The organism is Pedococcus aerophilus, assembly GCF_039532215.1.
Lineage (GTDB): Bacteria > Actinomycetota > Actinomycetes > Actinomycetales > Dermatophilaceae > Pedococcus > Pedococcus aerophilus.
Window position 1 is genome coordinate 858,519 of sequence record NZ_BAAARN010000001.1, and the last position, 13,454, is coordinate 871,972.

Here is a 13,454-nt window from a genome sequence, read left to right on the forward strand (position 1 = left end):
GCGAGCACGCCGACTGGAGGAGCACACTTGACGGGTCGCCTCGTCGCTCCGGAATCTCTCCACCGCCGGGCTTGTTGCCCAGCTGACCGCGACCCCACCTGACCGCCCCACGACTCCACCCGAACGCAACTCTCGCCAGGACGACATGAGCTCCGCCGCCTCCGCCCCAGTCCACTTCCCGAAACTGACTCTCCCGCGAGGTCTTTCGCGGACCTTCCCCTCGCTGGAGAACCGTAACTTCCGACTCCTGCTGTCCGGGCTCCTCGTCTCGGGCACGGGAGGCTGGATCCAGCGCATCGCGCAGGACTGGCTCGTCCTGACGATGACGGACAGCCCCACCGCCGTCGGAGTCGTCACGGCGTTCCAGTTCGCGCCGACGATCCTGCTGGGTCTGCACGGCGGCCTGCTCGCCGACCGCCTGCCCAAGCGGGCGCTGCTGCTGGCCACGCAGGTCTCGATGTCACTGACCGCTGCCGCCCTGGCCGTCCTCACCCTCACGGGCGTCGTGCAGGTCTGGCACGTGTTCGCGCTGGCCTTCGTCCTGGGGATCATCGCCGCCGTCGACAACCCGACCCGCCAGTCGTTCGTGTCCGAGGTCGTGCAGGGGCCGCAGCTGCCCAACGCCATCAGCCTCGTGTCGTGCACCTTCCAGATCGGTGCCATGACGGGCCCGGTCATCGGTGGCGTCCTGATGAGCACCGTCGGCGCGGGGTACGCCTTCGCCCTCAACGCCCTGACCTTCGTCGCCCCGATCATCGCCCTGTCCATGATGCGGGGCACCCCGATCCGTCGTCGTGGCGCCGTCGCCCGTTCGTCGGAGCAGGTGGGTGCAGCTTCGGGGGCGCCGGGAGCCACGCCGACTGCGGCGCCCGGGGCACGCGCTGGGGTCATCTACGCCCTGCAGACCTCGACGGTGCTGTGGCCGATCGTCATGGCAGGAGCCTTCGGGTTCTTCACGATCAGCCTGCCGGTCACCCTGGCGGCCTTCGCCAAGGACGAGTTCCACACCGGGGCGAGCGGACTCGGTCTGCTCAACGCGATGGTGGCGCTTGGTGCGATGGGTGGCGCCCTGGCGACTGCACGCCGCCAACGTCCGCTGCGGCTCCGCACGGTCGGGTACGCCGCGTGGGCCCTCGCCTGCGCCCTCCTGCTCGCTGCCGCCGCACCGCAGCAGCTGCTCTTCACACTGCTGCTCGTGCTCGTCGGGGCGGCGAACCTCGGCTTCCTCACCAAGGCGCAGTCCCTCGTCCAGCTGGCGACGGTCCCCCACCTGCGCGGCCGCGTGGTCGGCCTCTACATGCTCGTGTTCATCGGCAGCGGCGCCGTCGGCGGACCGGTCGTGGGCTGGCTCGCCGAGGCGTATGGCGCCCGCGTGGCCCTGCTCGTCTCTGGTGCCGTACCCGCGTTGGTGACCGTGCTCGTGTGCCGGCACCTGGCCCACCTCGGGTCGCTGCGGGTGAGCCTGTCGACGATCTCGGTGCGGCTGCCCCGGGTCAGCGTCACTTCGCGCGGCTAGACCCCAGGGGCTGCGGCAAACCACTACGCGTGAGGCAGTACCGCCTGCGTCAGGAAGCCTGTTCGCGCCACTGGGCAGCCCGGCGCCCGGCCAGCAGCCGCTGCCCGAACCGCACGACCGTCCAGCTCCACCACCGGTCGATCTCCTCGGTGGCGACGCCTGCTCGCCACTCCCAGTGACCGCAGAGCTCCTCGAGCTCGGCATCACTCATGGCGGCACAGGCGGCGACGAGAGGTCCCGGGCGCTGGAGCAGAGGGTCGGCGAACGGTGGCCCCTCGTAGACCACCCAGGTGTGCGTCGCGTCGATCCGGTCGTGGTCAAGCATCTGCCGATCATGGCCCGATCGGTCCACCCCTGCCTCCGACGAACGGTGGAGGATCTCCTCCCTGCAAGCGCAGTAGCTGGTCGTGCCGCCGTCCAGCCACAAGCAGGATGCGCTCGGCCAGCAGTCAGCCGGCCAAGCAGCCGAGCGCCCAGCAGCCGGCCGTCAGTCAGCCGGCCACCCAGCAGCGGAACCCCCCAGCAGCAGGCCAACCGCGAAGGGACGCTCGGTCAGCAGGACGCCGGGTGGGGCACGACGGCGGGCCGCACGGTGGCGTGACCCATCGCCCGCTCAGGCTGCAGCGGGTACGGAGCGGGGCCGAGTTCGTTCTCGCCAGTCACGCAGCGCGGTGTCGTAGGACCCGACAGCCAGATCCCACACCACCCGTGGTCGCCCTTGTCTCTCCCCGACCCCGGGGTGGCCGCCGCCACCGTCCCGGACGACCCGACCGGCGTACCGCTGCTGGTGCACGACCGTGTGGTGCGCCCGGCAGAGCAGGGCGGCGTTGTCGATGTCCGAGGGCCCGCCGTCGACCCAGTGCACAAGGTGATGGGCGTCTGTCCACGCCGCCGGTTTCGAGCAACCCGGGAACGTGCATCCGCCGTCCCTGAGCCACAGGTGTCGGATCTGGGCGCGATCGAACAACCGGACCGCTGTCCCCTGATCGAGGACCTCACCGGCCGACCCGAGGACCGCTGGGACGACCTGTGCGTCGCACGCGAGCCGACGCACCACACCCGGGGTCAACGCCTGCTCGTCGAGCGTCAGGCCCGCGCCGCGACACTGCCCCTTGAGGACCTCCCAAGGCACCGTGACCACCAGTGAGGTCTTGGCCTGGCGCGGGATCCCGTCAGGGGCGGACACGGCCCGACCCACGAGGTCCAGCAGCGCGTCGGCCCGTCGGGCGGCAGGGGTGCGGGGGTCGTGCTCACCGGTGTCCTCGTCGCGGCGGGGCTTGGCCAGGGCGTCGACGGCGGCGTCGACGATCGCCGCCCCCTCCTCGTCGAGGACCAGCGTGTACCGGCTCATCCCGACGGGTCCCCTGCCATTGACCAGCGACCGGTGCGCCCGCCGCCGATCGGCGTCGCGTTCGACCGCGGCGTCGGGGCGGATCACCTCCCCAGCGCGCTGCAGCGCGAACCCCAGCCGGCGCTCGTCGATCCCGTCGTCTCCCCGCGCCACCTCGACCAGCGCGGCGAACGCCTCCGCCAGGTCGTCGGGTGCAGCCAGACCCCGGATGCTCGTGTGGAACCGGCAGAGCTGCGCGGCCTTGCCCAACCCCAGAGCATTCACCCGCTCCTGCGGGTCCGGCGATGCCGCCCCCAGCACCGCGTCGACCAGGCCCTCCAGCCGCGCGTCGCCCCCGACCCCCGGGCCAGCAGCACCGCCGAGGGACGCCACCGCCGTCGCGACGACATTCGCGTCGAGCAGTTCGCGTGCGGTCAGTGCCGGCGCGACGGCACGGGCCCAGTCCACGGGGCCCCAGCCCTGCCCAGCGCCGAGGCTGCGCCCCTTGGCCTCGGCCAGCACTGCTGCGACCTGTGCCCGCGCCGCCGCCACGACCTCCGCGAGCACGCCGAGCGCCTGCGCGACCTCACCGTCCTGGAGCTCCCACAGACCCGCGGCATCGGGTCGGCTCAGCTCCTCGGTCAACTCTCGCAGTGCCGCCTGTGCGGAGCCCAGTACGGACCGGGAACCCAGGCGCGCGCCACCGACACGACCACCAGAGGTGGGGTGCGGGGAGTCCGGAGTCGTCGCCATACCAAGGACACTATCGGCGACCACTGACAACGCCCTTGGCTCCGCAGACACCCCGAAGTCGTTGCAGGTCAGCGATATTCGTGATCCGCGAGTACATCGAACCACTGGTCACACCAGCACCTCCCGTTAGGCGCGCAGGCCTGTCATGATGGGTCGCATGGCGTACGACGAGGGTGTGGCGCAGCGGATCCGCGAGCTCGTCGTGGGCGAGCTGGACGTGACGGAGAAGCGGATGTTCGGCGGGTTGGCGTTCCTCGTGAACGGCAACATGTCTGTCGCGGTGAGCGGCAGTGGCGGTCTCATGGTCCGTCTCGACATCGATGACGCCACCCCTCTGCTCGATCCGCCGGTGGTGACGCCGATGGTGATGCAGGACCGGCCGATGAAGGGCTGGCTGCGCGTGACCGAGGCGGGGTACGCGACGGACGACGAGCTACGTGAGTGGGTCGACCGCAGCATCGAGTTCGCCAGGACCCTCCCCCACAAGTAGGACGAGCCGCTCAGCCACCGTTGGCCGCAGCCGCGATTGCCACCGCCATCTGCCTCGCGCGGTCGTCGGAGACGCCCAGCGCTTCCGACGCCACCTTCACGACGGTGTCCGCTCGAGCGCGAACCGGCTTGACGCCCTTGATCATCGGTTGGCCCGTCGCCACAGATGCCGTCGTCGCGGACCGGTACGACGAGTCATAGCCACTAGAGAAGACGACCCTCTTCTGCCGGACCGACGTTGACAGGTTCGTGTCCCAGGAGTTGTGCTCGGCAGCCATCGTGATGGTCACCAGGACGGTCGACGGGTCGTCGAGTCGCGTTCCCCACGCACATCCCTGACTGGTGACGACCGGCTTCACACTGCGCTTGATGATGGCTTTGATCTCAGCAGCCGAGGCGTCAGCACAGTCCGGCGGTCCAAGCGGCTTGGGTCGGGCCTTGGACTTCGTCGGTGTGGCGGCTTTTTTCGCGGCAGCACCCTTCGTCGGGCTCTTCTTCAGGTCGACGGGCTTGGCCGCCGCCGCTGCCGTCGTCGGTGACGGGCTCCCGGCTGCTGTCGAGGGCTGCCCTGCCGTCGCCAGCGACTCGACGCCGGCCGTCAGGATCGCCGGGAGGTTGTTCAGCAGCACAAGGAAACCCACCACCATGAGCCCGCCCACGAACGCCTTCCTCAGGCGTCGGGCCGCTCTACGAGGGCGGGCCGGCGAGGGTCGAGGGCTACGCTTCCGCGCGGTCCGACCGGGCGGCTTGCCCGCCATGGCCGACAGCAGGAGCTGGTCGGTCGTGGTCGAGGGGAAGTCGGTGATGACCCGGGTCGCGACGGTGGGAACGACCTCGGGCGACAGGACCACCGGACGAGCTCGCAACCAGCCCGGCAGGGCCGCAACAGGCACCACCCAGACTCCCCGCACCATACGAGGCTCACCGAACTCGCCCGCGTGCGAGCCAGCCAGGCACAACACAGGCGTGACCGGCCGGTCGCTCTCGGCTGCCATGTAAGCCGCCATGCCGTGCACCTTGGTGAGCTCGCTCGCGAGGCTCACGCTCTCGGATCGACCGTCGCGGTGCCGGTGCTGGAACAGGCCACCCTCGTGCTCCGTCACCCGTCCGGCGCGGTTCTTCGCGTCGACGAGGTAGATGCCGGTGGGGCCGACGACCACGTGGTCGAGGTTGGCCTCGGAGCGACCGGGACGCAGCAGTCGGTCATGGACGACGGTCCAGCCGGCGGGGAGGGAGGCCAGCGCTGCCGCGACCCGACGCTCCCCCTCGGCGCCGGCTTCCCACCGAGCGGCTTCGTCCCTCAGCTTCTTCGCGTGCTCGTCCGCGCTGCCCCCTGCACTCACCACGCCGACGATGGTGCCGTGTCGGTCGGGTTCGCGTGCACGGTTTAAGGCAACTTGGCACGAAAGGTCGTTCACGGCTGCTTGCCCGAGGAAGGGTCGCCAACCGGGGTCCGCCGTGGGCGAAGGTCCGGTTTCCCGGCCGCGCGGCTCGCGTCCGACTTACGATCCTCGGGAGCAATCGGCACGGATGTGGGGGCAGGCCAGGTGGGGACCGACGGACGCGTGGAGATCATCCACGTGGAGCGGCCGACGCAGTGTGCGTGCGGTGAGCCGCTGCGAGCGGGCGAACGCGCCGGCCTGCTCGCGGCCGAACCCTCGCCGGTGTGCCTGTGGTGCCTGGCGGACGTGCAGGCCGGACGTCCCCGCCCCCGACGTCGTCACTCGGTCACCGAATGGCCGGAGCAGCTCGCCCTCACCTCCCCCGGCCCGTCCGGTGCCTTCGCCGCCGACCGTTCAGGCGACGACTGGTCTGCCGCGCCAACTCACCTCCAGGTGATCGATGGAGAGAGGGGCGTTCGTCACGGCCGCAGACGACGTATGGCGCGTGGCGGCCGCCCGCGGACCGTGGTCTCCCTGCTGCTCACCGCGGTCATCGTCGGTGGCGCACTGTGGGGCATTCCCCAGCTGATGGGCGCTGACAGGTCGTCGCTGCCGATCAGCGGGATCACGTGGGGTACCAACGGGATCGACTACTCACAACCCGATCCCGTCGTGCCGGGATCGGTGCAGGGCATCCGGGCCATGTGGCCGCCCGTGCCCGTCGACGCGAAGGACGAGCCGCTCGGACGACCGCCGCTGTCCCGGTCGACTTCCACCGACTACGTGTTCATGCAGCGGACCGGCGGGCCGACGAGTGCACCGGTCGCGTGGGACCCGTGCCGCCCGATCCACATCGTCGTCAACGCGGCCGATGCACCGCCCGAGGCCGACCGCCTGCTCGCCGAGGGCGCCAGCGAGATCAGCAGGGCGACCGGTCTTCAGTTCGTCGTCGAGGGTCCGACCGACGAACCTCCGTCGGAGAAACGTCCTGCGATCGACGGCGCGAGGTACGGCAACCGCTGGTCGCCGGTGCTGCTCGCTTGGACCAACCCGACCGTCGTCCCCCGGCTCGCGGGGGATGTCGCTGGGCTCGGCGGACCGGACGGCGCGACGTACGCCAAGAGTATCGACCAGCACTGGGTCAGTGGGTTGGTCTACCTCGATGGTCCGACGTTCCGGGCGATCCTGCGGCGCCCCGACGGCTGGGCCCAGGCCCGCGCCATCGTCATGCACGAGCTCGGGCACCTCGTCGGTCTCACCCACGTCGCCAACCCGGGCGAGCTGATGGCTGCGAGGAACGACGGCCGCACCACGTTCGGCGACGGCGACCTCGAAGGCCTGAGGCAGCTCGGGGTCGGTCGTTGCTTCACCTCGTGACCGTCACCTGACACACCGCGGGGCGGCCGGTTCGTCGTGAACCGGCCGCCCCGCGGCATACCTGCTGGTGTTGCTTGGGTTTTGCCCTGTCTGGGTTCAGGCGACACGCGACTGGGGCGCAGTCTCCTTGGTCTTGCCGGCGTCGCGCTCGACGATGTCACCCAGCGCGTCGTCGATGGCCTTGAGCTGCGCGGCCTCGAGCTTCACGCCGGCGGCCTTGACGTTCTCGTGCACCTGCTCGGGACGGCTCGCACCCACCAAGGCGGCCGCGACGTTGTCGTTCTGGAGGACCCAGGCGACAGCGAGCTGGGCCATCGACAGGCCCGCCTCGTCGGCGATGGGCTTGAGCTTCTGGACGCGGGTGAGCACGTCGTCGTTCATGAACCGCTTGATCATGTCGGCGCCGCCCTTCTCGTCCGCGGCGCGCGAGCCCTCCGGCGGCTTCTGGCCGGGCTGGTACTTGCCGGTGAGCACGCCCTGGGCGATGGGGCTCCAGACGATCTGGCTGACTCCGAGCTCCTTGCTCGTGGGGACGACCTCGTCCTCGATGACGCGCCACAGCATGGAGTACTGCGGCTGGCTCGAGATGAGCTGGATATTGAGCTCCTTGGCGAGCTTCACACCCTCGCGGATCTGGTCGGCGGTCCACTCGCTGACGCCGATGTAGAGCGCCTTGCCCTGGCGGACGACGTCGGCGAAGGCCGTCATCGTCTCCTCGAGCGGCGTCTCGGTGTCGTACCGGTGCGCCTGGTAGAGGTCGACGTAGTCGGTCTGGAGGCGCTGCAGCGAGCCGTTGATCGACTCCATGATGTGCTTGCGGGACAGGCCGGTGTCGTTCTTCCCGCCCGGGCCGGTCGGCCAATAGACCTTGGTGAAGATCTCGAGGCTCTCGCGCCGTTCGCCCTTGAGGGCGTCGCCGAGGACGGTCTCCGCCTTGGTGTTGGCGTAGACGTCGGCCGTGTCGAAGGTGCTGATGCCCGCGTCGAGAGCCGCGCGCACGCACTGCGTGGCGACGTCGTTCTCGACCTGCGAGCCGTGGGTGAGCCAGTTGCCGTAGGTGATCTCGGAGATCTTGAGACCACTGTTGCCGAGGTATCGGAATTCCATGCTTCAACCGTATGCCGCGCGGCTCGGCGCCGCGCGCCCGGCACCCCGCGCGCTGGGGACCTAGGCGGTTCGCGCGGACGTCGGGCACAGCGCGTCCGTTGTCGTGCAGGCATGGCAGCGCCATTGGAACGATTCGGGACGGTCATCGGAAGTCAGTCACCCCGCCCGAATCCTCGATTCCGAGGAGTTCCATCGGGCAATCGCTCCCATCCCACGCTGCGGTCTGTAAGACTCCCGACCGTGAGCGAGGGGTGGAGCGAGAGTGAGGTTGAGCGCACGCTTGACGCCTACTTCGAAATGTTTCGTCTGGAGTTGGCGGGGGACACGTATCGCAAGGTTGACTTCTATCGGCCTTTGAGCGAAACGATCGGTCGCAGCGAGAACGCCGTTGGGTACAAGTTCAGCAACGTGTCGGCGGTGCTAGCGGAGATGGGCGCGACCTTCGTTGAGGGCTACAAGCCCCTTGCGAATGTGCAAGAACTCCTTCGCACCCGCGCCCAGGAGCGCCTCGCTGGTGACCCTGAACTTCGTCGCCTCATGATCCACCTAGCGGCTAGCGAACCCACCGACGGCGAACGCGCCTTGGGTGACCCAGTTCCTGTTCCTGATGACCTCGTTCTGCCTGACCGAACGGCCACCCGATCGCGGCGCGGTCGGTCAGTGGACTTCAACGCTCTGGAAGCCACGAACTCCGCACGTGGCCTCGCGGGGGAACTGATGGTGCTTCACAGGGAGAGACGGTTGTTGGCTGACCTTGGTCGTCCCGACCTATCGAAGCTTGTACGCCATGTTTCAGTTGAGGACGGTGATGGGCTGGGCTACGACGTGAGATCTTTCGATCCGACCGGTAAAGAACGATTCCTGGAAGTGAAGACGACCATCAGGTCGCAGCGGCAGCCCTTCTATGTCAGTGCCAACGAGGTTGATTTCTCCGAGGAAGCGCAAGATAGATTCACCCTTGTAAGGGTCTTTCATCTCGAGCGAAATCCGGGCTTCTACGAGATGTCCGGCTCTCTCAAAGAGACGGCGCTCCTAGTGCCTGACTCATACGTTGCTCAGCCGATTCGGAAGCGTGCGAGCTAGGCGTCAGGGCTCTCTGCATCTATCCCCGACAGCGGCCGACGTCCAACCGACGCCGGACGCCGGCCGCCACTCGCTACTTCTTGCGCTTCGGCGTCTGCGCGAGCGCGCTTGCAGCGGCCGTCTTGGCCGACTTCGACGCCGAACGACTCGTCAGAGTCCGGCTCGCTGCACGTGCAGCAGCGGCGCCCGTCTGTTTCGAGTTCCTGGGCACAACCTTTACCTCCTTCCCGCGGGTGTGGACTTGCATATGTCCCGCGAGAAGTGGTCTCATGCTGGTTCTGACACCAACGCTCGAGACCACCTCTCGCAGCTTTGAGAACGCCCGGCCCGGCAAGGCCGGGCGTTCTGTTTGTCCGGGGAGAAGTGGATCAGATTGCTCTGACATTCCTTCTCCACAACGACCGTCGCCCCGGAACCCCCATGAGGGGCCCGGGGCGACGGCTTTGTCGGCGTTATCGCTTCGGGAAGCGATAACGATAAGAACTGTCACTCACGCAACTACGTGACACTCCGCGCAACTCGTGCGTGACACTTCCGCGCAACTCGTCATCAACTGCAGCCGCTGGTGCTTCCGCAGCCTTCGCAGACGTAGCAGGAACCAGCGGGGCGCATCTTCGTCCCACAGGTCATGCACATCGGCGCGTCGGCCGAGATGCCCTGGAACTTCTCCAGCAGCTCTGCGGACGAGTGCACCTCTGCCGAGACCTCACGAGCAGAGGCCGCACCGGCACCGGACTTCACGGTGTCGGCCTTGAGCGACTTGCCCTCGACCACGGGAGTCGAGGCGGCGGCCGGCTTGGTGACAGAGACCGGGGCGGACTGGCTGAAGTTCTCCAGCTCGTCCTCGAGCTCCTCGTCCGACTCGTCGGACTCGGCGGCCTGGTAGGAACCGGTCTCGAGCTGACGCGCACGCTCGGCGGCCGTGTGGATGCCCATGAACGAACGGGTGTCGAAGTCCATGTGGTCCAGCGCCAGGCGACGGAACACGTAGTCCATGATCGACTGCGCCATCCGCACGTCGGGGTCGTCCGTGAGGCCGGCAGGCTCGAACCGCAGGTTGGTGAACTTCTCCACGAAGGTCTCCAGCGGCACGCCGTACTGCAGGCCGATGCTGACCGCGATCGAGAAGGCGTCCATCACACCGGCGAGGGTCGAGCCCTGCTTGCCGAACTTGAGGAAGATCTCGCCCAGGTCGCCCGACTCGTAGGTGCCGGCGGTGAGGTAACCCTCGGCGCCACCCACGGCGAACGACGTGGTCTGCGAGGTACGACGCTTCGGCAGGCGCTTGCGCACCGGGCGGTACTCGATGACCTTCTCGACCTTGGCCTCGGCAGCAGCGGTCGCCTTGTCAGCGGCAGCGTCCTTGGCGGTGGAACCACCGTCGGAGAGCGGCTGGCCGACCTTGCAGTTGTCGCGGTAGACCGCGATCGCCTTGAGGCCGAGCTTCCAGCCCTGCATGTGGACGTCCTCGATCTCCTCGACCGTGGCGTTCTCCGGCAGGTTGACCGTCTTGGAGATCGCACCGGACAGGAACGGCTGGACGGCAGCCATCATGCGCACGTGGCCCATGGCCGAGATCGAGCGCGCACCCATGGCGGTGTCGAAGATCTCGTAGTGCTCGGTCTTGAGGCCGGGGGCGTCGATGACGTGACCCTTGTCGGCGATGTACTCGACGATCGCCTCGATGGTCTCGCCCGTGTAGCCGAGCTTCTTGAGCGCACGCGGGATGGTGAGGTTGACGATCTGCATCGACCCGCCACCGACGAGCTTCTTGAACTTCACCAGGGAGAAGTCGGGCTCGATACCGGTGGTGTCGCAGTCCATCATGAAGCCGATGGTGCCGGTCGGCGCGAGCACCGAGGCCTGCGCGTTGCGGTAGCCGTTCTTCTCGCCGAGCTTGACGACGTCGTCCCAGACCTTGGTGGCCGCGCGGTGGATCGTGGTGTCCATCGTGTCGAGTGGGCGGATCGAGTCGTTCGCGCTCTGGTGCTTGCGCATGACGCGCTTGTGGGCGTCCGCGTTGCGGGCGTACCCGGCGTACGCGCCGACGACACCGGCCATCTCGGCGGAGCGCTTGTAGGCGGCGCCGGTGAGCAGCGAGGTGATCGAGGCGGCGAGCTGGCGGCCACCGTTGGAGTCGTACCCGTGGCCCGTGGCCATGAGCAGCGCGCCGAGGTTGGCGTAGCCGATGCCGAGCTGGCGGTAGTCACGCGTGGTGTCGCCGATGGCCTCGGTCGGGAAGTCCGCGAAGCAGATCGAGATGTCCATCGCGGTGATGACGAGCTCGGCGACCTTCTGGAAGGTGACCGCGTCGAACGTGTCGTCGTCCTTGAGGAACTTGAGCAGGTTCAGCGAGGCCAGGTTGCAGGAGGAGTTGTCGAGCGACATGTACTCCGAGCACGGGTTGGACGCGGTGATGCGGCCGGTCTCGGGGTTGGTGTGCCAGTCGTTGATGACGTCGTCGTACTGGATGCCCGGGTCTGCGCACTCCCACGCGGCCTCGGCGAGCTTGGTGAACAGCTCACGGGCGTCGACGGTGTCGATGACCTCACCGGTGGTGCGCGAGCGCAGACCGAAGTCGGTGCCGGCCTCGACGGCCTTCATGAACTCGTCCGAGACACGGACCGAGTTGTTCGCGTTCTGGTACTGGACCGAGGTGATGTCCTTGCCACCGAGGTCCATGTCGAACCCGGCGTCACGCAGCGCGCGGATCTTGTCCTCCTCGCGCGCCTTGGTCTCGACGAACTCCATGATGTCGGGGTGGTCGACGTCCAGGACGACCATCTTGGCCGCACGACGCGTGGCGCCACCGGACTTGATCGTCCCTGCGGACGCGTCCGCACCACGCATGAAGGAGACCGGGCCGGAGGCGGTGCCACCGGAGGACAGCAGCTCCTTGGAGGAGCGGATGCGGGAGAGGTTCAGGCCGGCACCGGAGCCGCCCTGGAAGATCTTTCCCTCCTCCTTGTACCAGTTGAGGATCGAGTCCATCGAGTCGTCGACGGCGAGGATGAAGCAGGCGCTGACCTGCTGCGGGCTCTTGGTGCCCACGTTGAACCACACCGGCGAGTTGAAGCTGAACACCTGGTGCAGCAGGGCGTAGGTCAGCTCGTGCTCGAAGATCTCGGCGTCCTCGGCGTTGGAGAAGTAGCCGTGCTCCTTGCCCGCCTTGACGTAGGTGAGGACGACGCGGTCGATGAGCTGCTTGAGGCCCGTCTCACGGGCCTCGGTGCCCACGGCGCCGCGGAAGTACTTGGTGGTGACGATCGTGGAGGCGTTGACCGACCAGAAGTCGGGGAACTCGACACCGCGCTGCTCGAAGATCGTCGCGCCGGTCTTCCAGTTCTGCTGGACGACGTCGCGCTTCTCCCAGGTCACCTCGTCGTACGGGTGCACACCGGGAGTGGTGTAGATGCGCTCGACCTTGACGCCCTTGCCGGCGTTCTTGCGGGCACCTGCACGTGCGCCTGCGGTTTCAGTCATTTCTGGTGGCCTCCCTAGCCCCTGGTGATGCTCTGGTGTCAATTCTGGGTGGCGGCACCGACAGTGAGGGTCGGTGCCGGGTGGTGCTGCTCTGGTGCTGGACGTGCTCGTGCGGTGGTGCGTGCTGCGAGAGGTGGCGTATGCCGCGGGCCTCAGCCCGGCGGCATACCCGCCTTGGTCTGAAGTCCGGCCTGCGGCTCGGGCTCGGTCCCCGTCGCCTCGCGCTCGGCGCGAAGGAGGGTGATCGCGGCCTCGAAGTCCTCGAGGCTCTCGAACGCCTGGTAGACGCTGGCGAACCGCAGATAGGCGACCTCGTCGAGCTCGCGCAGCGGTCCGAGGATCGCCAGGCCCACCTCGTGGGCCTCGACCTCGGCCTGCCCCTGCTGGCGGATGCACTCCTCCACGCGCTGGGCGAGGAGGGCCAGGTCGTCCTCGGTGACCGGACGGCCCTGGCAGGCCTTGCGAACCCCGACGAGGACCTTGCCCCGGCTGAACGGCTCGCTCGCGCCGGAGCGCTTGGTCACCGTGAGGCTGGCCGTCTCGATCGTCGTGAAACGGCGCCCGCACTCGGGGCACTGGCGACGCCGGCGGATGGAGCTGCCGTCGTCGGTCGTGCGCGAGTCCATGACCCTCGAGTCGGTGTGCCGGCAGAACGGACAGTGCATGACGGCGCTCCTCCCTCATCGGGGGTCTGGGACGGGTTCTGGTGTACTTCGCACGCCTCGTCTGTGGACGAGCGTGTGGACCTTCTGGGGACAACGTGTGGAGAACCGGCCTCGCCCTGTGCACTACATGTGGACGAACTACAGCCGTGTAACCACTAGATGTAGGGATAGTCTGCCTCGCTGTGACCCGGGACGCAAGCGGCTCCGGGAAACTCCTCCGGCAGTGTGCATCTGTGCAGGTCAGGGCCCTGCGGACGTCCTGCGCGACA

The 13,454-nt window shown here is 68.2% G+C and carries 10 protein-coding genes; 4 read left to right on the forward strand and 6 right to left on the reverse strand.

Annotation, left to right across the window (positions count from 1 at the left end; genetic code table 11):
- Positions 1-145: 145 nt before the first annotated feature.
- Positions 146-1,516, forward strand: a complete 1,371-nt coding sequence (locus tag ABD286_RS03955) for an MFS transporter (protein WP_344190481.1) — start codon at positions 146-148, stop codon at positions 1,514-1,516.
- A gap of 49 nt (positions 1,517-1,565) precedes the next feature.
- Here ABD286_RS03955 and ABD286_RS03960 read toward each other — a convergent pair whose 3' ends face one another.
- Both ABD286_RS03960 and ABD286_RS03965 read right to left on the reverse strand, forming a co-directional pair.
- On the reverse strand, positions 1,566-1,841 hold the full coding sequence (locus tag ABD286_RS03960) for a hypothetical protein (RefSeq protein WP_344190484.1): 276 nt from the start codon (positions 1,839-1,841) through the stop codon (positions 1,566-1,568).
- A 288-nt stretch (positions 1,842-2,129) separates the two neighbouring features.
- A complete protein-coding gene (locus ABD286_RS03965) occupies positions 2,130-3,599 on the reverse strand; it encodes an HNH endonuclease signature motif containing protein (RefSeq protein ID WP_344190486.1) in 1,470 nt (489 codons plus the stop codon).
- 157 nt (positions 3,600-3,756) lie between these two features.
- Here ABD286_RS03965 and ABD286_RS03970 point away from each other — a divergent pair, with 157 nt between their 5' ends.
- Positions 3,757-4,089 carry a TfoX/Sxy family protein gene (locus tag ABD286_RS03970; RefSeq protein ID WP_344190489.1) on the forward strand — a complete coding sequence of 111 codons (333 nt, stop codon included), beginning with the start codon at positions 3,757-3,759 and terminating at the stop codon, positions 4,087-4,089.
- A gap of 10 nt (positions 4,090-4,099) precedes the next feature.
- On the opposite strand, the gene ABD286_RS03975 is transcribed toward ABD286_RS03970, so the two are convergent.
- Positions 4,100-5,434, reverse strand: coding sequence for a nuclease-related domain-containing protein (locus ABD286_RS03975; RefSeq protein ID WP_344190491.1), 1,335 nt, complete (start codon positions 5,432-5,434; stop codon positions 4,100-4,102).
- A gap of 534 nt (positions 5,435-5,968) precedes the next feature.
- On the opposite strand from ABD286_RS03975, the gene ABD286_RS03980 reads away from it, so the two are divergent.
- Positions 5,969-6,847: a zinc metalloprotease gene (locus tag ABD286_RS03980; protein WP_344190493.1), complete on the forward strand. Its 879-nt coding sequence runs from the start codon at positions 5,969-5,971 to the stop codon at positions 6,845-6,847.
- Between the two features lie 96 nt (positions 6,848-6,943).
- Here the strand turns inward: ABD286_RS03980 and ABD286_RS03985 are convergent, their stop codons facing one another.
- Positions 6,944-7,954, reverse strand: a complete 1,011-nt coding sequence (locus tag ABD286_RS03985) for an aldo/keto reductase family protein (RefSeq protein ID WP_344190495.1) — start codon at positions 7,952-7,954, stop codon at positions 6,944-6,946.
- Positions 7,955-8,194: 240 nt separating this feature from the next.
- On the opposite strand from ABD286_RS03985, the gene ABD286_RS03990 reads away from it, so the two are divergent.
- On the forward strand, positions 8,195-9,037 hold the full coding sequence (locus tag ABD286_RS03990; protein ID WP_344190497.1) for a protein NO VEIN domain-containing protein: 843 nt from the start codon (positions 8,195-8,197) through the stop codon (positions 9,035-9,037).
- A 549-nt stretch (positions 9,038-9,586) separates the two neighbouring features.
- Here ABD286_RS03990 and ABD286_RS03995 read toward each other — a convergent pair.
- Positions 9,587-12,520 (reverse strand): vitamin B12-dependent ribonucleotide reductase, encoded by a 2,934-nt coding sequence (locus ABD286_RS03995; protein ID WP_344190499.1) that lies wholly within the window; start codon positions 12,518-12,520, stop codon positions 9,587-9,589.
- 152 nt (positions 12,521-12,672) lie between these two features.
- Positions 12,673-13,185 carry a transcriptional regulator NrdR gene (nrdR, locus tag ABD286_RS04000; protein WP_344190501.1) on the reverse strand — a complete coding sequence of 171 codons (513 nt, stop codon included), beginning with the start codon at positions 13,183-13,185 and terminating at the stop codon, positions 12,673-12,675.
- Positions 13,186-13,454 lie beyond the last annotated feature (269 nt).